The sequence below is a fragment of the Methanosarcina barkeri str. Wiesmoor genome (genome assembly GCF_000969985.1).
GTDB classification, from domain to species: domain Archaea; phylum Halobacteriota; class Methanosarcinia; order Methanosarcinales; family Methanosarcinaceae; genus Methanosarcina; species Methanosarcina barkeri_B.
In genome coordinates, this window is the sequence record NZ_CP009526.1 from 1,595,334 (window position 1) to 1,616,091 (window position 20,758).

General features: G+C 38.3%; 13 protein-coding genes and 1 pseudogene. 2 read left to right on the top strand and 12 right to left on the bottom strand.

Annotated features, from left to right (window positions below; all coding sequences use genetic code 11):
• Positions 1-27: 27 nt before the first annotated feature.
• From cobZ to cobD, 3 genes are all read right to left on the bottom strand, one after another.
• Positions 28-570, bottom strand: a complete 543-nt coding sequence (gene cobZ / locus MSBRW_RS06815; protein ID WP_011308367.1) for an alpha-ribazole phosphatase CobZ — start codon at positions 568-570, stop codon at positions 28-30.
• A gap of 142 nt (positions 571-712) precedes the next feature.
• Complete coding sequence (locus tag MSBRW_RS06820; RefSeq protein ID WP_011308366.1) at positions 713-1,699, bottom strand: cobalamin biosynthesis protein; 987 nt, start codon at positions 1,697-1,699, stop codon at positions 713-715.
• The gene (gene cobD, locus MSBRW_RS06825; RefSeq protein ID WP_011308365.1) at positions 1,696-3,186 is read right to left on the bottom strand and encodes a threonine-phosphate decarboxylase CobD; all 1,491 of its coding nucleotides are present in this window, start codon (positions 3,184-3,186) and stop codon (positions 1,696-1,698) included. The genes MSBRW_RS06820 and cobD overlap by 4 nt, the downstream gene beginning before the upstream one ends.
• A 354-nt stretch (positions 3,187-3,540) precedes the next feature.
• On the opposite strand from cobD, the gene hisS reads away from it, so the two are divergent.
• A complete protein-coding gene (hisS, locus tag MSBRW_RS06830) occupies positions 3,541-4,770 on the top strand; it encodes a histidine--tRNA ligase (RefSeq protein WP_011308364.1) in 1,230 nt (409 codons plus the stop codon).
• 186 nt (positions 4,771-4,956) lie between these two features.
• On the opposite strand, the gene MSBRW_RS06835 is transcribed toward hisS, so the two are convergent.
• Both MSBRW_RS06835 and MSBRW_RS06845 read right to left on the bottom strand, forming a co-directional pair.
• Entirely contained in the window at positions 4,957-5,277 is a 321-nt protein-coding gene (locus tag MSBRW_RS06835) for a zinc-ribbon domain-containing protein (protein ID WP_011308363.1), read from the bottom strand.
• A gap of 1,226 nt (positions 5,278-6,503) precedes the next feature.
• Positions 6,504-7,154, bottom strand: a complete 651-nt coding sequence (locus tag MSBRW_RS06845) for a YczE/YyaS/YitT family protein (protein WP_048103041.1) — start codon at positions 7,152-7,154, stop codon at positions 6,504-6,506.
• 1,015 nt (positions 7,155-8,169) lie between these two features.
• Between MSBRW_RS06845 and MSBRW_RS06850 the strand changes: the two genes are divergently transcribed.
• Positions 8,170-8,682 carry a rhodanese-like domain-containing protein gene (locus MSBRW_RS06850; protein ID WP_011308361.1) on the top strand — a complete coding sequence of 171 codons (513 nt, stop codon included), beginning with the start codon at positions 8,170-8,172 and terminating at the stop codon, positions 8,680-8,682.
• Between the two features lie 1,003 nt (positions 8,683-9,685).
• Here MSBRW_RS06850 and MSBRW_RS20870 read toward each other — a convergent pair.
• The 7 genes and pseudogenes from MSBRW_RS20870 to MSBRW_RS06880 all read right to left on the bottom strand — a co-directional run.
• Positions 9,686-9,971: pseudogene (locus tag MSBRW_RS20870) on the bottom strand (transposase); the annotation flags it as partial.
• Positions 9,972-10,349: 378 nt separating this feature from the next.
• A complete protein-coding gene (locus tag MSBRW_RS06855) occupies positions 10,350-10,781 on the bottom strand; it encodes a response regulator (RefSeq protein WP_011308360.1) in 432 nt (143 codons plus the stop codon).
• 38 nt (positions 10,782-10,819) lie between these two features.
• The gene (locus tag MSBRW_RS06860; RefSeq protein WP_011308359.1) at positions 10,820-14,452 is read right to left on the bottom strand and encodes a PAS domain-containing protein; all 3,633 of its coding nucleotides are present in this window, start codon (positions 14,450-14,452) and stop codon (positions 10,820-10,822) included.
• A 1,597-nt stretch (positions 14,453-16,049) separates the two neighbouring features.
• A complete protein-coding gene (locus MSBRW_RS06865; protein WP_011308358.1) occupies positions 16,050-16,733 on the bottom strand; it encodes an ABC transporter ATP-binding protein in 684 nt (227 codons plus the stop codon).
• 271 nt (positions 16,734-17,004) lie between these two features.
• On the bottom strand, positions 17,005-18,174 hold the full coding sequence (locus MSBRW_RS06870) for an ABC transporter permease (protein ID WP_011308357.1): 1,170 nt from the start codon (positions 18,172-18,174) through the stop codon (positions 17,005-17,007).
• 147 nt (positions 18,175-18,321) lie between these two features.
• Entirely contained in the window at positions 18,322-19,491 is a 1,170-nt protein-coding gene (locus MSBRW_RS06875; protein ID WP_011308356.1) for an ABC transporter permease, read from the bottom strand.
• Between the two features lie 24 nt (positions 19,492-19,515).
• Positions 19,516-20,664: a hypothetical protein gene (locus tag MSBRW_RS06880; protein ID WP_011308355.1), complete on the bottom strand. Its 1,149-nt coding sequence runs from the start codon at positions 20,662-20,664 to the stop codon at positions 19,516-19,518.
• Positions 20,665-20,758: the final 94 nt, after the last annotated feature.

Consider the following 20,758-nt stretch of genomic DNA (forward strand, 5'->3'; position numbering starts at 1 on the left):
CGCCTGTTTTTCAATCCTTTCCTTCTTTCAGTCCTTTCCTACAAATTCTGCCATACCTCTTGAATACATATTGGAAGACACGCCTCCTATAAGGCCCCCGATAACGTCATCCATAAAAGGCCCGAGCTTTGCAAGGATTCCAGGCTTCTGTTTGTCAAACCTGACAAATTCAAAAGCTCCCTTGGAACCGCTTATATAGGTTGCAATACTTGTGCCGAGCACTTCATCCGCAATTATAAAAGTAAGGTCCTTTTCATAAGAACTTTTGCTGAGGTTCGGAAGGGTTCCTGCCCTACCTTCTCGCTCCAGCAAGATCCCGGAGTAGATTAGAAGGCAGAGGTTTGGATCTGAAAGTGCGTACTTAAGTTCCCTTTTAAATAAAGCGTCGGCTTTCTCTCTGGTCTCAAGCCCTGGATGGGGAACATACATTTCCAAAGCTGTATCAGCAAGGTCCTGAACACTGATGCCTTCTTCAGCAAGGACATCGAGGATGTTGACTGTAGCTTTTTCTTCTATTTTCTCAGGCTGCCCTTTTTTCAGGTCTCTTTCCTCAATATCGGATAACTTCATATGATCACTTCGGGGTGTTAAAAAATGGTTTTATTAGCTTTCGAAAATCTTTAACGCTATACACTGGCTTTTCTCAAAACCCGTATTCCCATGAAGGATTTGGATTATCTCAGGAATCAGGCTCTTGCAGGCAAAGGAAGGGTCACGGATACAGGTATATCCCTGCTAACTGAATTATTGCCGCACAGGCAGCAAGCGAGAAGCCTGAAGCAATTGCTATTAATTGGGATACCCTTTTTATATCCTTTACTTCGGTCGGGGGATATAAAGCCCCAAGTATATAAGTATCGGGTTTTTCAAGTTTGACTCCGAGCGCTCCTGCAGTAGCTGCCATGGGATAGCCGGAATTGGGAGACGGAGTTTTCATTCCGTCTTCAAGAGCACTCTTTATGCTGTTAAGGGGAGAAGTTTTTCCCTGTTTTTTCGAGAGCAGCGACACTGTAAAAGCTGCTGCGAGAATGAATATAACGGAGATGCGGGCAGGGATCCAGTTCAATACGTCATCGGCTTTCGCTGAGAAGTAACCAAGTTCCCTGTAGGGTTCGGTTTTGTACCCAACCATTGAATCCAGAGTACTTATGGCTTTAAATGCATATGCCGCCACAAGCCCGAATTCCCCAAAAAGGGTATAATAAAAAATGGGGCTCAGGATGCCGTCAACATAGTTTTCGGATACGGATTCGATAACTGCGGAAGACATCTGAGTTCTGGTAAGTTTTGAAGTGTTCCGGCTTACATATATTGGGAGTAGTTCCCGGACATTCTCAAGCCTGTTTGCTTCGAGATGCCCATAAATCTCCTTTGCAGGGCCGAGCAGGCAGTTAACAGCAAAGGTGGCTTTCAGGAAATATGCCTCTATAAGAAGGGCAAGCACCCTGGGAATTCCCGGAAGGGCTGCAATGTAAAGCACGGAGTAACCCAGAAAAGCTGCAAAAAAAACACAGCAAAAAGCCATTGCAACTCCATAGGCTTTCCTGTGGGTCTGAGGAGCTGCATTTTTTAAAACATTGATTAATTTTCCTATCCACACGACAGGGTGTACGGCAGCAGGCGGCTCCCCAAAAACTATGTCTATAGCGGCTGCAAGCAAAAGTACCAGAGCAAGATGCCCGCTGTCTGGTACAATCATAGGATAGGCTCCATCACTTTCTTCCAGGCAACTTTTACGAGTTCGTCCGTATCTCCTTCCTGCATAAGGCAGTCAAGGATTTTCTGTGCAGTTTCTGTCTTGTGAACCAGATGACAGTCAACACAGCTCCAGATTTTTCCGCCTCTTGAGCTCTGGATCCATTTTCCTCCTGTGCGCTCGTCTTCACAGGGATAGAACGGACAGAAGCAGAAGGTACAGTTCTGGCCTTTAAAGTGGCAGGGATAATATTCACAGGTTTTCCTGCCTCCAATGCCTTCTTCAGAAGCCTTTTCGATCACATTCTTCAGTTCTTGTTTTGCCTGTTCTCTACCCCACTCGGTAATTACATCCCCGACTGCAGTAATTAGCCTGTCGTTTTCTTCGGCAGTCCGGACTGCAAGCCTTATGTAATCCTTTCCAAGGCCGTGGAGGGAAAAACAGTCCCTTATAAGAACTCCACGAGCTGCCATACGTGCAGTTAATTCCGTTGAATCAAGCATGAATTTGCTGATATCAACCAGGATAAAGTTTACATTCACTTCTCCAGCTTTAAAACCTCTTATACTATCGAGTTTAGCTTTAAAAACCTCTCCTTCTTCCCTGATCATGTCCCTCGCTTTTTTCAGGTATGGGTTTTCAATCCCGCCTTCAATATTAAGAAGGGAAGTTGCTACAGCGTCTGCCACGGTTCCGAGGTTCCAGGAAAGCCTGGCTGTATCCAGGATTTCAGCCACTTCAGGGGAAGCTATTCCGAAGCCCATCCGGATTCCCGGGATTGCAAAGTCCTTTGTAAGGGAACGCATGACAAAAACGTAATTATTGTTTACTGTAAGGTCTGCAACACTCTGCGAAGGGTCTGAAAGCTCTATAAAAGCTTCGTCCACAAAAAGAAGGGTTTTGTGCTGCGTGCAGCGTTCTGCAAGAGCCTTGATTTCTTTTCGGGTACGGAGTTTCCCTGTCGGGTTATTGGGGTTGCAGATGAACAGGATTTTTGCTTTTTCCAGAAGCTCGTCAGGAAGTGTTTCGACTTCGTCCTGGCTTGGATACTGCAGTTCTGCTCCCATAATCCGGCACTGCATTTCGTATTCTCCGAAAGTGGGCCAGGGTAGAAGGACAGTATCTCCTTTTTCAACTACGCATTCCACTACAAGTCTGATAATTTCCGTTGAACCGTTACCCGGAATGATATTCTTTGGGCCTACTCCAAGCCCTACGAACTTTGCAGCAGCTTCTCGAAACTCAGGATACCTGTTGTCAGGATATTCGGTAAGTTTCTTAAAACCAGTATTAAGAATCTCATCAAAGTTCAATCCGCTTTCTGGATGCTCAAAAGGGTTTCCCAGAGGATTAAAGTTTGCACTGAAGTCAATAATTTCACTTTCAGGAATCCCATAAGTTTCAGATGTTTCCTGAACTAACCCTCCATGCCTGCAGGGCTTCAGGTCCAGTAGATGTTTCCTTAAAGGTACACTTCTTTGCTCGGACACGGTAATCGCAAATATTTAGTGTGAATCATGTATATTAATCTGCTTATTATATTATTCAACGTAAGCTTGCCTTTATTTGCTTTACAATTGTTTGATTGCGAAAACTTCGGCTTCTGGAATCCATTCTACTTTATTTTACAAGAGAAATATATTAGTTTTGTATTTAAGCTGTTATTTTTTTGGTGGCTTTAGCTAGCATCGAAAAAGTAAAATAGATTGCTTTTAACTAGTACAGTCCAGAGGCGCTAAAAAGCTCCAAATTATACCTTAAAGTAAAATTATACCTTAAAGTAAAAACTCTAAATTAAGCCTTAAAATAATTGTTTTAAATTTGATTATCAGGTGCATTTAAAAATGACAGTTAATAGACCAAGAGGGACCCGGGACTTTTTACCTGCCGATACTGCCCGGAGAAGATACGTGGAAAGTGTTATGCGAGATGTTGCCCGCAAATGGGGCTACAGTGAAATCATTACGCCCACGTTTGAACATCTGGACCTTTTCACCCTTAAATCAGGGGAAGGGATCATAGGGGAACTCTACAATTTTACGGACAAAGGCGGCAGGGAAATGACCCTCAGGCCCGAGCTTACTGCTCCTGTCATGCGCCTGTATATAAACGAACTTCAGCCTTTCCCGAAGCCTTTAAAATTGTTCTACTTCGAAAACTGTTTCCGCTATGAGCGTCCCCAGAAAGGCCGTTTCAGGGAGTTCTGGCAGTTCGGGGTTGAACTTATAGGAAGCGGAAAACCTGATTCCGATGCCGAGGTTATTGCCCTTGCCGATGCCATGTTAAAAGCCGCCGGAGTGAAGGGCGACATGAAGCTCGGAAACCTTGCGGTCATACGTACGCTCTTGAGCGGGCTTGAACCCGAAATTGTGAGCAAGGTCATGCGGCTTGTGGATAAAAAAGAGTACGCCGGCCTTGAAGCCCTGCTTGAAGAAATAGGAGCCGAAGAACAGCTCAAGTCCGACCTTTTCCACCTGATAAAACTGGAAGGCAAGCGTATCCTCCCAGAGGTAATAAAAATCGTAGGAAATATCCCTGAGCTTGTAAGCTTTGAAAAAACCCTTAAGCTTCTCGACGCATACGGAGTCGATTACTCTCTTGACTTCGGGATTGCACGCGGGCTTGATTACTATACAGGCATGGTTTTTGAGGTCTATGCCGAGGGCCTCGGAGCTCAGAAACAGGTCTGTGGTGGAGGTTCTTACCAGCTTATCAAGCTTTTCGGAGGCGGAGACGTGCCTTCAACCGGCTTCGGAATAGGTTTTGACCGGATTATGGAAATCTGTCCTCTCACCCCCCCTGCTCCTAAAACCCTTATGCTGATCTCGAAACCCGATCTTCACCTGAAAGCAATAGGTTTTGCAAATAAATTAAGGAAGTACGTGCCAGTCCATGTAGATCTCATGCAGCGTAATTTCAAAGCCCAGCTTTCCTATGCAAATACCATCAACGCCGATTACGTGGTTATAGTCGGGGAAAAAGAACTTGAAGTCGGAAAACTGACTCTGAGAGATATGGTTTCAGGAGAACAGGAACTTCTGACGCTGGAAGAGATTATTGAGAAAGTTTGTTAAGAAACGGGATAAGACAGCTCTTTTGAGGCTGTCTCAAAACTTTGCTAATTTATTCCAGTTGGATACTCGATATTTTTACTTAAATTCAGATAGAAAATCATTCCGAATTCAAATATGAGTTAATCTCATAATGAAGTAATTTATCCAATTGTAGAATCAAATATAGTTTTGAGACGGCCTGCATAATTAAACAGTATTATTATTGATTTTCTCTGCTGTTTTATAAGCATCATAAATAGCATATGCCCAGAATATAGGAAGTGTTATAAATCCGATTACAACAAAAAGTAATAATATATTAATACCTTCAATAACCATAAATAATAGCCCTTTTCCTATCTGTCCGTTGTATATTTGACCTAATCCAACCCAAAAAAACGAAGCTACAGCCGCTAATCCCGGATTCTTAACTTGAGCTGGTTTTTGTCTGACTCCACATTTGGGACATATCTCAGTTTCGTCTAATATCTCAGCACCACAAGCACGGCAAAATGCATTTCCAGCCATTTCGTATATTCACCGGGTTCTATTTTGTACAAGACATATTAAAGTTTTTATATTCTGTTATTTGCACTTATATTATATTTATAAACATACTTTTAGTGTCCGCAACGAAATAACCTATACAACTTATAATTTATTGTAACTCTGACTGAGACCATGATAGTGAAAATCATAAAGTCCGACGGGAATATGCATAGGTTGTTCTGTGAAGGGGCCTTAGTACTGCGATTCTGAAATAGGTTCATAAAACTTGGTTTTAGAATAGATCCGAAGATAGGATTTTTCCGAGAAATAAGGAATCGATTTTGGGATCGAAGCACTAGTGTCGAATCAATCATCAAGGATTCAATGATCCCAAATAATTGCAATCAATTTTATCCGTAGTTTGACAGTATAAATTAAATTTAGTGAGAGGCTTCAATTTTTTGTCAAAAATCAATTGACAGTATCCATAAATTTTGTCAAATTGCCTCTGATTTTCCAGCTTCACAATCACTATAAGGTAAATTAGTAGGATTTTTATCCCATTTTAGCACTTTTGGACCTGACTTTTTGGATAGTATCTATATTTTATCTGAGATTCATGCTATCTGTCAAATTCTATACCAAAAATTTGGTCAAAAATCACAAAAATGGCCATCAAGAGATAGAAAATCATCTGTCAAATAGAATCGTAAAAAATGGGCAAAAATTTGTTGAAATAATATTACTTATCATTCCAACGGATATGAAAACAATCTTCCCACATAAAAATCAAACTGTCAAACAGGTTTTATACGACATTTTATGTTTGACTCGACACTAGAGTACTCACACATTCGCTTTTCGCTCTCATTTTCTGCTTTATGTACACTCAATTACCTGTAAGCAGATAAGCCTAGAAAACAAACTCAACGAGCAAAAACCCACTTTCCGCAGTAAATTTTCGTAAATTCATATTTTTACTGCTATTGATTTTCAATCAAACATGGATTTATTGGACTTTTATGTAATAGGTAAAAGCAACTATGTGGTGGATTTAGAGGCAAAAAACGATATCATTCAATTTTCACCAAATACCACTAAAAATCCAAATTATTTGCACCTGTCCAAAAAACGCTATCAGGAAAAATATTGATTTTCGAAAAAATACTGCGGAATGTAGGAAAAATAATCAAACACAAAATATTAACCGCCTACTAATGCACGACCAACAAAATGAATTGGTTCAAGATTTCACCTTTATATTTTTAATTAACAAGTAACTTCCCAATATTGAAATTTTGAGAAATATTTCTAATTATCTTTGTAATGTGTCCTACAAGTATAGCAGAAATAATTGTTCCTTCTCCCAATCCATTTATACTTCTAAAAGCAAAAAGTGAGATGACAATTGCAGTTAGAACCAGTGTACAATCAAACATAATTTTTATATTCCCGAACTCTTTTTTCGTTTTATTAGCAATTGTTTTCACCAGGCCTTCACCAGGGTTTATGATTACATTGGCAATAACTTCCAAATGTATTCCTAAAGCAAGAAGAATGCAACCAAGCAGTAGAAGAATGATTTCTTGAGAATAAAATTTTGAATCTACGAAAGAAAATATTTTCATTCCAAAATCTATGAAGAAACCAAAAATCGGACCTACCAGTACCTGAAGATATTGCTCCTTTGGAAAATCTGTTTTTAGTATCAATATTTGAATAAGTATGAACAGGAAGCTTACTAAAAAAGTGGTTACTCCAAATGTAAGAGGAAATATCAAACTAAGTACATATGAGACGCTTGCAATTGGAGACGTCCCCAAGTTTGATTTTGTGATTAGGTCTACTCCTAATCCCATAAAAAACAATCCGGCTACTAAAACAAAATATCTTTTAATCATTTTAAAGTTTACCAACTCTGATATTCTCCTGAAAATAGGCATTAAGCCTCGTTTTTTTCAAATTTTGGGTTTCATAGAAAACTTCTCAAAATTAACTTCAATAGGCTGAAAAACAAATAAATAAAATAATCATCTTATTCGCTCAAATTCACAGAAATTAGTTGTTTCTGAGGATCTCTACAAAGCCAAAGTTTGTGCTATGTTTCCTGTAGCTATTCCTTCTTGTTTATATATGTTTGTAGTAATCCAGTATTCTTTTACCTAAAAAGGCAAGAAAAAATCCCCTCTCCTCAAAGCTACAGGTGAAATATAAAAATCTTCAACTTCGTAGATCAAAAAATATAGAATTATACGTTCTATAGCCCACGTTAATTCAATCTCTTTTTGCTTTTATGCGGGTGAAACAAACCTAAAAACATGGAAATGATTACACGGAATATTTGTAAGATCTAAGGTTTACTTTGTAGATCTGAACAATTTTAAGCTTAAATTAAAAAGAGAAAAGAACAACTCGTTATTTTCTTTGTTCTGAGGATATTTTTTGCAGAAACTAATATCTTATTTTTCTTCTTAAAACATTTTTAAGTTCCATAAACACTTTTTCTCGGTATTAACTGAAATTAGAGTCTAATTGAAGTCTATAAACATTTAAAGTTTAAAATTCCTTCAAAAATGATTTTTTAGAGGGTAATATCTCTTATAATGTAAGTTCTTGCTCTCTGAACCGTAAACCAAACCATTTAATATCATGAAGGCAATTTCCAGTTATAATCTTCTTTTACTTCGTAATAGAAGGTTTCAAAAACGTTTACGAAAGCTGTTACTCGTCCACTCTGTGGATTTTACAATTTTTTTAAAAATAAAATTGAATTTTATACAAAATAAAAAGTATTTTTAAGAAAAATCTAAATTTGGCGGTATTTTAAGAAATAAAACGTTATACAACGTGTTGTTTCAAAATGTTTTAAGGCCTTATATTTTCCCTAAAGCTTAAAGAAAAAATAAAGATTGTATTAGTGGAGGAATAGGCTTGAATAAACAATACTTATCAGGTTTTGCTGCAATTCTTATTGCGCTTCTCATAATTGTCCCGGGAATCGCAGGAGCAGTACCTAAGATTGGTTGTACTGTCACAGCTGGATATGAAAATGTTACGGCTTGTCAAGCTAAAAGCATACTCGAAGATAAGGGAGTATTCCTTCTGGACGTTCGTACGCCTGCAGAGTATAGCTATTCTCATATTGAGGGCGCGACATTAATACCATTAAAAAATGTGCCATCACATGATCCTGTTAATTTGTCAGACGACCAGTTACTGCCTAACCGGATGAATGAACTGCCAAAAAACAAAAACACAAAAATCGTTGTTTACTGCTATACCGGGAAACGGGGTAGCGCCGCAAGTCAAATGATAGCAGATGCCGGTTACAAGAGAGTATATAACATTCAAGGCGGCCTCACAGCATGGGTAAATGCTGGATGTCCAGTTGTAGTTGTAACTGATTCTGCAACCTGGTCAGCTAATTATCCTCATTATGTGTAAGGAAATGACGTAGGCATATTCTCGGCTTTTGTAGAAATCCTGTAATTTAGAAATTACCAAATACTTATAACCAGAGCTACAAAGTTATATTTCAGCGATTGAACAGAGGATTTCTACAGAAACTGAATTTTATACTTTGGACTTATTTTTTGTGGCAGCATGCCAAAAATTCTATATAAGTATGATTTTTTGCATATGTTTCTCTTCATCACAAAAAGCAGAATTTATCATTTTTACTGATGCTGTGCTTTTGTATCAAAACCTATGTATTTCACTGAGTACTTCCTACAATTTTACCACTGGAATTAGTACAAAATAAGCAAGAACACAACTTTTAAAGTTTCCAGGGCAACAGTTGCAAAGACTCAGATAGAATGGAACTCATGAGCCTTCTCAAAATGTGGTACTTTTCTTTATAAACAGCTGAGCCAAGGTAATCAATATAAAAACGTTACCTGATTATTTAACGAATAACTTGAAATTGAATATCAATACAATTTCATGTACAATCGTAAATAATAAAAGAATAACTAATATTAAAAATTTGACTCAAATTCAAATTTAATTTATATAAAGCCTTGTTAACCGAAGGATTTTTTAAGTTGAACTGTGTAAAATAATTTATTTATCACAGATTTGGGCTTCTACCGTCGTTGCTGTTCGTTCCATCTCCCATCTCTGTGATAAATACCCAGATAAAACAGAATTCTTCTTATTATATTTTGCTTCTTTGGTTAGAGTATCCGTTTCCTGGTCAGAAAATCCAGTTGTTTTCATCTCAGATTCTCTCAACTGAACCTTCCGGAAATAGAGGTTAGAATCTTTCAATGAAGGCACAAAATTGGAAAGTGTAATATATTTCAAAAACACATGCTTGAATAAGCAGGGCAATTTTCAAAAAAAACGATCTCAAGAAAACTTGTAAAAATTGAATGGATATCTGCAGAAATTCAGGTTCAGTTCTTAGTGAAGCGTTTATGCGTTCCCAAAATCCAGTAAGTCACCAAAGATGGAAATAGTGGTAGACGGTTTTTCTAAGGTGGAAATTCGTGGGGTAACGTCCGCCAGGCATAACCAGAAAGTAACAAATAGAAGATGACATTCAAGAAGAAGATGGTATTCAAGATTGCTCGATAAGGATGAACGCGCATTTTACCTTTTATTCTACCTTTATTCGTCCTGGAATTTGAGAAATCGGGATTAATTATTTTCCATTCCCGATCAGATAAATCACGAAGAATAGAAATTCTTTTAATTTGTTTCAAGGCCAACGAATAATATAGTTGCATGTAGTATTTAATATTAAGACAGCCTCTAAAGAATAAGCGTTGGAATACTTTCAGCTTTTAGTGGGTTTCACTGATTCAAAACAGGTAAATAAGATGTTTTTAGTGAAAGAAACCGTTTTGAAGAAAAAGCTTTCTTAATTTCAATATTACAGGTAAATCAAAATAGTGCCTTTGTCATTTATAAAAGAGCTTAGAGTATTTTTTTACCAGTGGCTGAGGTTATTCTCTTTGCTTATTTTCTCCAATCTCAATTTTACTTTTTTCTGATTTACTCCTTTCTTATTTACTTTTTTCTGATTTTCAAATTCACTGTGTCAAGTAAGGATTCACTCTAGGCTTTTATCGAGGTCTTACAGGTCCAGGCATGTAGTGAAACATTTACTCAGGAGTCATTTCATTTTCTTTTCCAGCTTCTTTTTCAGCTTCTTTTTTTTTGGCTCTGTGCTTGTGAAGTGCCATTTCGATATTGCTATGCAGATCCTCTTCTTTAAAAGGTTTTGAGATATATCCTGCAGGCTCTGTTGTTTTTGCCCTCTCAAGAGTTTCGTCATCAGTATAGGCGGTAAGATATAGTACTGGAATCCTGAGCCGGTTTTTAATTTCACGGGCAGCCTCAATCCCGTCCATTTCACCTTTTAACATGATATCCATCAAAACAAGGTCTGCATTCGTCAACTCTGCTTTTCTTATTGCTTCCTCTCCTGTGGATGCAGTGCCTGGCACGGTATAACCAAGATTTTTCAGTTTGTTTCTGATATTAAGAGCCACTATATTCTGGTCTTCGACAACCAGAATTTTTGCTTTTTTCATCGTATCTCCCCTTTGATATTGGATGAGCCTCCAGATAATCAGTTGTTTTCCCTAAATAATATTTTGAAGGTGGTCCCTGAATCTTTTTGAAGTTCAATTGTGCCTTCCAGTTGTTCAACAAGAATGTTTACAAGCTGTAGACCCAAAGAACTAGTGTTTCTGAAATCAAGACCTTCCGGAAAACCCAACCCATTGTCCGAAACTACCAGTGAATATTGACTACTTTTATTAATTGAGCTCTTTGCACCAATATTATTAGTGATATTACTTATACTTTTATTCTTTACATTCTCTTCAGCCTTGCAAAGTTTTATTCGGATTTCTCCTTTTCTGTCCTGAGGAAAAGCATGTTTCAAGGAATTGGATACAAGCTCATTAATAATTATTCCCAGAGGGACTGCCGTGTCCATTCCAATAAAGGTTTCTTCAACATCCAGTTGCATCCTTACATCGCCTCCGACACTGTATGAGCGAAGAAGATCTGCAGTCAATTTTTGAAGATATTCCGAAAAATCGAGGACTTCGCTATTTCTTGACCTGTACAACTCTTCATGGATTATAGCCATGGTGGCAACCCGATTCTGGCTTTCACGGAAAGCTTCAAGTACTTCCTTTTCGCTGAATTTTTCAGCCTGGAGTTCCAGAAGGCTGGAAATAACCTGAAGATTGTTCTTTATGCGGTGATGGATTTCTTTTTTACGGATTTCTTCTATTTTCCTCAGAGATTCTTCAGCTTCTTTTTGCCCGGTTATATCATAAACCGCACCATGCAGGATTCTTTTCTTGCCTGCAGGGTCCGAAATATTCTGGACAATCTCACGAACCCATTTTATTTTTCCATCCCTGTGCCTTATACGATATTCATGCTCTATGAAAAGTAGTGCATCATTCTTTAATCTTTTATTACTTTTAACGAGTTTTTCCCAGTCTTCAGGAAGAACAATCTGGCGCCAGTTTACTTTTCCTGAGATGAAATCTTCTCTCCGATATCCTGTAATTTCCTCTACACTTCCTTCCAAAAGAATGAGTTTGAAATCCAGATTTCCCTGGAAGGCTATACCCCTATAATTTTTCATAAAGAATCTGTACCGCTCTTCACTTTCTTTCAGTTTTTTCGATGCAAGTTTTAGCCCTGTAATATCTTTCATTACCCCGATATCTCTGTAAGAGTGTCCCTGACCATCTTTCAGGAAAATCCTGCTGTCTTCAAAATACAGATATGTTCCGTCTTTCCTTTGGAATCTATACTCGATAACGAATCTATTTCCTCTCTCTCTGTATTTTTCAAGCTGTTCAATTATCTCTTTGCGATCTTCGGGATGAATATGTACTTCCCAGGCCTTCATGTTAAAATTCTGGAACTCTTCCAGGCTATACTGAGTAAGCTCTTTAATGGCTCCCGACCATTCTATTTTACCTGTGAGCCTATCATAATCGTATACTATCTGGCCTGTCTGTTCTGTAACAATCCTATACCTTTCCTCACTTTTCTGGACTCTTTCAGTTGCCTTCTTTCTCTCTGTAATGTCTTTAATGACCCCAAGAACCCTGTATATTCCCTTGCTTTCATCTTTCAGGTAAACGCCGCTGTCTTCTACAGGAAAATAGTTACCATCCTTTCTACGGAATCGGTATTCTTCAATGTATTTTTCTCCATTATTCATACAACTTTCATGGGCTTTTCCAGCTTTTTTCCTGTCTTCAGGATGGACGTGATCAGCCCAGAGTTCAGGAGTGAGACCCTGAAACTCTTCAAAGCTATATCCTGTAAGTTCCTCAATTGCGCCTACCCACGAGCTGCAATTACTTTTCACATCATAATCATAGATGAGCTGCCCGGTCTGTACTGCAACTGCCCTATAACGTTCCTCATTTATCTCAAGAACTTCACCGGCAAGTTTTCTTTCAGTTATATCTTTTATTACTCCGACAGCCCTGTATGTTTGACCTTTTTCACCTAAAAAGTAAATCCCGCTGTCTTCAGCATGGAAGTAACTCCCGTCCTTCTTTTTGAACCTGTATTCTTCAAGATATTTTCCCCCGGTTTTCATACAGTGCTGATGGTTTTTCCATGCTCTTTCCTGATCGTCTTCATGGATACGTGTGATCCAGTCTTTGATGTCTACCTGTTTGAAATCCTCAGAACTGTAACCCGTAAGCTTTGATATGGCTCCTGCCCAGTCAATCTTCCCTGAATCGAGATCATAATCGTAAACAAGCTGCCCGGTCTGCTCGGCAGCGATCCGATATCTCTCTTCACTTTTCCTGAAGGTTTTTTCAGCTGCTTTACGCTGAGTTATATCATGCATTATTCCGACAATACCGGCTACTTTCCCTGATCTGTCCTGATAGGTGGTCTTGTGGAAAAGGAAATCCCTGTGCACACCGTCAGCACAGATCACCTTTGTTTCGTAATAGTTGCTTCCCTTTTCTTCAATAAGGCTCGTTTCATCCTTAAGATATATTTCTGCAAGCTCTTTTGGAACTCTTTTGTGAAACTCAAGGAAAGAACTTCCTATAACCTCTTCCTTGGGAAGTCCCATAATCTGCCTGGCGAAGCTCTCATTACAGTTTACATATGTTTCATTCAGATCCCTCTGGAAAACAGGGCTTGGGATATTATCAAGCAGAGTTTCCAGAAACTGCACATTGTTCTGAAGTTTATTCTCAATTTTTCTTCTTTCTATTACTTCATGTACAAGTTTCTCATTTGCTTCCATGTACGCAAGGGTCTTTTTTTCGACAAGTTCTTCCAGTTCTTGCTGATGAATCTGAAGTTCTTCCTCGGCATGCAGGTGTTTTATTATCTCAGACAACAAAAAAGCGGCAGAATCCAGGAAATATATATCATCTTCAGTGAATTCTTTCTTTTCTCGGCTGTAAACTTCCACTACCACAAAAGGCTTATTTATACTTCCTATCAGGACTGTTACTCCGCTGGCTATGCCATATTGCCTGAGAAATTCAATGCATTCAAAGCGGGTTTCGTTTTCGATACCTTCCTGGATAATCGGTCTTCCCAAAACAAGGGTATATTCTGCCTGATCCTTTTCTTTTATGATAACACTGTCCATGGCTTCGCCTTTCCAGCCATATCCTGCCCTCATAATGAAGGTTCCATCAAGCTTGAGTTCCAGAATCCTGGTAAATTCTGTATCAAGGCCCTTAGCAATAATCAGAGCGCTTTCTTCCAGAATCGCCTGAACGTTTTTACATGTTATGGATAACCTGCTGAGGTTACTAAGGGACAGGTATTGTTTTTCCTTTTTACTAAGTTTTTCTTCGGTAAGGAGTCTGAGACTTATGTTAAATCCCTCAAGATTTACATACTTGTTTTCCGGAAAAGGGTAGAGTACTGCAACATATGTTGTTTTTCCGGCCTGAATCTCAAGATTTTCCGGAGTTTCCTGTGTGAGAACTCTTCTTATATTGTGTCTTAACTCCTGAGGAACCTTTTCCCCTTCTTTTATATCCCAGTATTTGAGAAGAGCATTAGCTGCCTTGTTTGCACAGAGAACTGTTCCTTCTTTTCCTAGTCTCAGGAAAATATTAGGAGTTGTTGGAGAAAGCTCCTCTATAATTATTTCTTTACATCTTTCTGGTATTTTTTCTGCTTTCTCGAGTAAATCGCTATTTTTAATGACTTCCAGTCCTCCATTTTTTATTTGCATATTTTCCAGTTTACAAGAACGGGTATCAATATCTTGATTGAAATCCAGGCTAACAGCATCTTACGAGGATTTTTTACTTTATGTTTTTATTCCTTTAGTTCAACATTTCTTAGTATCTCCAACTTAGGACTTACGCACTTGAGGAACAAAATAAATTATGTCAAAGACTGTAGGTTCGAGTCCGATTTTAAACAGTTATCTGTCTGATGCTGTTGATTCTTCAGTTCAACTGCGTAAGTTTTTCAACTTATAAAATTAATATGGATTCATATGTATTCACCATTTAAAAAGTTATATGCAATTATTGGAATTTTTAGAAGTTCCACGAGTTATTCAAAATTAGATAGGTTTAAGTAGAGTATGTGGGGATACATTTTTTTGAATATCTGCCAGTATGCGAGGATACATTTTTTTCTGAATATCTGCCAGAATATTGTCGGTTTACTTCAAACATCCTCAACCTGAAGGAGGCTATCTTTAATTTAAATGCTCCTATATTTTAGTGGCAAAAAATGAGAGAAAAATTTAATTTTAAAACAACTTTTATAAAATTTTACAATTTGTGAGTTTACTATCTATGATTTTTAAGAATTGCCTTTATTAATTTTTATCAATTTTTATGGATTAAAAATTTGATTTAAAGTTAATTACAGTTGCTTTTTATGGAAAAAACTCTATGTTATATTTTTAAAAAAGCTCAGTATATAATAAAATCATAATTAATATTAAATTGTTGTCTGTTAAAAAAACATTTTACATAGGAATATTTTTTGTTTGCAAGCAATTTTTCATATAATTTATTTTAAATAAGTTTAGGGATAATTATAGATTGTAAACTGAAGAGAATAGGTCAAAACAAACTGATCAAAGAGAACAGATTTAGACGACGGTAAAAAACGGATGGATCAACACAATGGGAAATAACTGGTAGGGTATGTGAGTAAAGAATTGCCTGGAAGATGTCCTAATCCGAACGATATACTAATGAGATATTTTCGGAGTTACTGTATCGGGAGCTACAGTAAAAGGAATAAAACTCTTCCAGGTTCTTTCTAATCATTTTAAAGCGCTTTTTTAGGATTTCAATTGCTTTTCATGGATTTCAATTTTTTTGATTGATATCTTTTTGAACCTGCGCATCCGTAAAGCAAAAATTAACGTCAAACTTTTTTAACTAAAGTAGTCTTGAACAAAGTTATATGTCTGTTGGTTACAGAATCAAGAATTGGACTCAAGAATTTGACACCAACCGACATTTTCCATCCATAATTTATACGGACAATAGTAATATTTTTATAACTAGCATTCCTTATATTCAAAAGATATGGGGAAAATGCACATGCAATTTTCAAAACAAACAAATAGACTGATACTTCTTATAGCAATACTAATTGCTATAATTGCTATCGGATATTACTTCGTCTCAGTATCACATAATTTCGCCTTCAAAATAATTCATACATAATGTTGCTCATTACCAGACTCATTGTTTCTTTTTTCTCCTGGCGCTTCAATTGCCTTCTCCTTCTGATTGATTAATTCTGGCTCTCAGGGTAACACTGTTTGTAAAAACCAATGTCAATTTTCTGTTTTTTCTTTACTGAACCGTAATTTTCCCATCAACAAGCCTGATGATTCTATCAGCTTTTAAAGCCATATCATCGTTATGAGTAACTACAATAAATGTCTGATTATACTCCTTATTCAGCTGTCTCAGCAGCTCGTAGATCATGTCACCTGTTTTTGTATCAAGGTTGCCTGTAGGTTCGTCCCCCAGTACAATTGCAGGGGAACAGCTTAACGCTCTTGCTATTGCAACTCGTTGATTCTGCCCTCCTGAAAGTTCACCGGGTTTGTGATCCATTCTATCTTCAAGTCCGACTTCTTTCAGGAGTTTTTCGGCAGTTTCCTTTGCTTCTTTCCTCTTTTTTCCAGCAATTAAAAGTGGTATCATTACATTTTCCAGGGCTGTAAAATCAGGGAGCAAATGATGGTACTGGAAGACAAAACCAAGCATCCTGTTCCTTATCTCAGAACGTTCTTTGTCAGACATATTTGTTACATTATTTCTGTCTATCAGTAGAGTACCTGAGCTTGGAGTATCCAGCAGGCCTATTAAATGCATAAGTGTACTTTTGCCTGAACCTGATGGCCCGACAATTGCAACGAATTCCCCCTTTTTTATTTTCAGATTTGCATTATCAAGAGCACGGAATTCCATCCCGTTTTGATAGGTTTTTGTAAGATTTTTAAGCTCGATTATTGGGCTTTCTTCTGTCATACTTTTTCCACGCCTCATCAAAGTTATTGAAATTTAAACAGTCGGGGTTTTATTGACTCTTACAGTCAGGGTTTTATTGACTCTTTTTGATTTTAACTGCGCAAATTCTCAAATTTTATTAGGTGATTATTAGGTGATTATTAGGTGATTATTAGGTGATTATTAGGTGATTATTAGGTGATTATTAGGTGAGCAATCTTAAATTTATAAATAAATTGTACACTAAAATCAGGCCGCAACAGCTTTTTTACACCCATGAAAAGTGACCATATCAGGCACTTTCTATGGCTTTTACAGGGTCAAGCTTTGCAGCTTTCCTTGCAGGGTAAATACCTGAGATTATGTTGATTATGAAAGCAAAGAAAGCAGCATATACGAAGTTGAGAGGTTCGACTTCAAGAGGAAGTGTCTGGAGCCCGAAATACATCTCCTGAGGAACTGCGATTTTATAACTCTGCAGAGTAATGGTTGCAATATAACCCAGAATAGTACCCAAAACCAATCCCATAGCTCCGAGAATTACAGACTGGAAAAGAAAAACAATCATTATGCTTTTTTGAGAGGCTCCCATAGCTTTTAAGATGCCTATTTCTCGGGTTCGCTGGGCAACAATGGTAATCAGAGTATTTGCAATCCCGAAACCAGCAATCCCGTAAATAAGGATGTAGAAAACGTTTACGAAAACCTTCTGAGTGTTTAGAAGATTAAGGATTTCTGCATTTGCTTCTATCCAGCTTACTGCGTTAAGCTCGGTTTCTCTTTCAATTGAACTTGCTATAATGTCAGCCTGGTAAGGGTCTGAGACCCTGACCCCTATTGTGCTTACAACTCCGGGTTCATTGAAGAAATCCTGTACCGAGTCCAGCCTTGCATAGGCTGTTACTTCATCTGCCTCAGTTCCTGTGTGAATCAGACCTATAACCTTAAAAGAAGTTGTTTTTGAGCCAGGAAACACCGCATCTACCCGGTCCCCAGGCTGAACCCCAAGATTTTCCGCAAGTTTATCTCCAAGTACTATTCCGTGCCTTGTATGGGTAAGCGATAGAAAGCTTCCTTCTATCATATCCTTGCTTACTCTCATAACCTTATCTTCAGCCTCAGGTTCAATCCCCTGAAGTGAAATAGCCTCTGCATTATCCTTATATTCCAGGGCTGCCTGACCCAGATATTTGGGAGACACTGCTATAACTCCTTCTTTTTCCATAATCAGGGCCGAATTGGATTTGTAAAGATGAATGAACCCGTCTTTTTCATCCTGAGGATTGATAACAATATGGGGACTGTTCTCAGTACTGGACTTTATAAGCTCTCCTTGAAAGCCAGAAAGCATCGCCATCATTACCGTAATTACGGCTACGGCGAGGGCAACTGCAAGTATGGCAAAAAAGGTTTGCCGTTTTCTGGAAAAAACTTGCCTCAAAGCTATTTTCAATTCATACATCTGAACAAGCTCCTGGAGATGATACATCTTAGGGTTTTTAGTCAGTTGGGAATCTCATAATTTCCAGAATATTCAATCTATTAAAATATTTTATTAAATTTAATAATTTAATCTGAAAGAAACCCGGGAATAATCTTAAATCTGTACTTACTTTGAACTGATAGCCTTCACAGGGTCGAGTTTAGCTGCCTGCTGAGCAGGGTAAATCCCAGCAATAAGATTCAGCAGAAAAACTGCAAGAATAATGACCAGAATATCTCCAGTTCGGACTATAATGGGAATGGTCGCCATGCCGCCGTAAAGTTCTGAGGAAGCAGCTGGCATTTCGTACTGGCCTAATCCCAGAGATATTACAACTCCTGTAAGAGTCCCGATAAGAGCACCTAGCAAACCCAGAATACTACTTTGAAGTACAAAGATTGTCCTTATACTGGAAATAGTAGCTCCCATAGCCCGGAGCATACCGATCTGGCTTGTAGCACCGATAACTGAAAGATTCAGAGCGCTAACCACTCCAAAAGAAGCAATAACTACAATCAGACCAAGGACTACATTATTGGAAGTGCTTTCAACGGCGATCGTCCTAAGGATTTCAGGATTGGTTTCAGTCCATCCTTTTGCCTTATAGCCGGTCTTTTCTATCTTAGCAGCAACCTCTCTGTCCCTGTTAAAATCCTCAAGCCTGACAGAAAGACCGTTAATCACATCCGGAACATTGTAAAACTCCTGAGCAGTATCCAGAGATGTATAAGTAAGGGATTCATCCAGAGGGGAGCCAGTATGGAAGATCCCAACTACTCTCAGGGATAGAGGATTTGCATTGGGAAAAGAGACATCAACCGAGTCTCCAGGATTAACCTCAAGCTTATCTGCCAGTTTCGAGCCAATTACAACCGTATTTCTCGAATATTCAAGCTCCCTGAAATCTCCTTCAACCATATCAGCTTCAATAGCGCTGATATCGTTTTCCTGTAGAGGGAGAACGCCTTTCAGCTCGGCGTTAAGGGAATTTGTCTTGAACTTGAAGGAAGCTTTTCCCGTAAGAAACGGAGAAACTGCAGTAACACCTTCGGTTTTGCCGATTTCATCAATAAGAGTCCTGTAAAGATAAATGTAATCTTCACCTTCCTGCGGAGACACCGAGACCTGAGGAAGTTTATCTACTGTAGTATCATAGAGCTCGCCAGTAAAACCAACCATAAGAGCCTGGGAAACAGTAAGTACCATCACAGCAAGAGCTATAGCTCCAACTGAAAGAATTGTCTGGAATTTTCTTGCCCTAATCTGCCTGAGCGCGATAAAGAGTTCATAACGCATGGGACTCACAGCCTTCGATCTGGTTCAAATTTTATTTCTGAAAAGGATATAAATTGCAGCAAGCCCTGAAACTAAAGCTGCCGCAGAAAAACCTGGGATTCCGTTTTCACTTGAAGCTTCTGTTTCTGAAGTTGTATTATTTACCAGGCTAATGCTGGAATTCTGGGAGATCTCGGATTCGATAACGGTTTCTCTGTGCTCAATAATGTCACCGTCGTTTCCCAGAAGTTCGATCTCAAGCCTGTAGATCCCTTCCAGAAGTCTGTGATTCCAGGCTACTTCAACGGTTTCGTCATCATTATTCAGCAACACTGGAACTTTTTGCTGGACAGATTCAATAAGATTTGTATTCCCTTTTTCAGAATTTGAGTTCAATTTGTATACCGAAAAAACCAGGCTCCCTTCAAAAGGCACCTGAGAACGCCCATAAACAGTTGCACTTGCTCCAGTCTCGTCTTTGTAGATATCAGTAATTTCTGCATCGTCTCTGGCAGTAAACCGCTCGGCTGAGCTTATAACCTCCTTTTCAGGGGAATAAACCTGAACCTTTATTCTTCCAGTATACTCTTTATTGTTTTCAAGAAGTGTACCCCAGGGAGCGGAAAAAATATCTGGAATGCTGGTAAGTGATAATTTTTCAGCTTTTGTTGTATAAACGACATCCGAACCATTTACAAGCATATATTCGATATCAAAAAGTGAGGCTTCTTTTGGAGAAAGTGCAACGCTGATTCCCTGGGAGTTAGCAACCAGGTCATTGACCTGAATTCTTGAAGCAGAATTGGTGCCATAAGCAAAATTATATTCAGCCTCTGAGAGATCCTTGTTTCCTTCAAGAAGCCTGGCCTTTATTTTATAAGCTCCACGTTCGGAACTTCCTATATTCCAGAAACCAACCTTCATTACCTGTTTATTTGCAGGAATACTATCAACTGAAAATACCTGTCTGTCAAGTGTTTTCTCTTTTGTTCCCACGGGTCTGACAAGAAGCACCTCAAGACTCAAGTTGTTTTCTGGTTGGTCCGAGTAGAGGGTTACATCAAAGGACTTAAGATCACTATAAAGATCAGCTATATGGACTGTACTCGTTTCTCCAGTGTGAGAATTCTCGGATGCAGAGGCCGGAAAAACTGATATAAGGTAAAAAGTAAGTAAGAAAAGTGCAGCTTTCATTGTCTTTTACCCCGGTTCTGTATTATAACAATTATTAAAAAGTATTATTATAAAAATTGTTGAACTGCTTTTAAATTTAGACTTTGAATTATTC

What these genes read in the sequence shown, in the direction of transcription:
- cobZ (WP_011308367.1), bottom strand. Translation starts at nt 570, where the DNA reads ATGAAGTTATCCGATATTGAGGAAAGAGACCTGAAAAAAGGGCAGCCT.
- MSBRW_RS06820 (WP_011308366.1), bottom strand. Translation starts at nt 1,699, where the DNA reads ATGATTGTACCAGACAGCGGGCATCTTGCTCTGGTACTTTTGCTTGCA.
- hisS (WP_011308364.1), top strand. Translation starts at nt 3,541, where the DNA reads ATGACAGTTAATAGACCAAGAGGGACCCGGGACTTTTTACCTGCCGAT.
- MSBRW_RS06835 (WP_011308363.1), bottom strand. Translation starts at nt 5,277, where the DNA reads ATGGCTGGAAATGCATTTTGCCGTGCTTGTGGTGCTGAGATATTAGAC.
- MSBRW_RS06855 (WP_011308360.1), bottom strand. Translation starts at nt 10,781, where the DNA reads ATGAAAAAAGCAAAAATTCTGGTTGTCGAAGACCAGAATATAGTGGCT.
- MSBRW_RS06860 (WP_011308359.1), bottom strand. Translation starts at nt 14,452, where the DNA reads ATGCAAATAAAAAATGGAGGACTGGAAGTCATTAAAAATAGCGATTTA.
- MSBRW_RS06865 (WP_011308358.1), bottom strand. Translation starts at nt 16,733, where the DNA reads ATGACAGAAGAAAGCCCAATAATCGAGCTTAAAAATCTTACAAAAACC.
- MSBRW_RS06870 (WP_011308357.1), bottom strand. Translation starts at nt 18,174, where the DNA reads ATGTATGAATTGAAAATAGCTTTGAGGCAAGTTTTTTCCAGAAAACGG.
- MSBRW_RS06875 (WP_011308356.1), bottom strand. Translation starts at nt 19,491, where the DNA reads ATGCGTTATGAACTCTTTATCGCGCTCAGGCAGATTAGGGCAAGAAAA.
- MSBRW_RS06880 (WP_011308355.1), bottom strand. Translation starts at nt 20,664, where the DNA reads ATGAAAGCTGCACTTTTCTTACTTACTTTTTACCTTATATCAGTTTTT.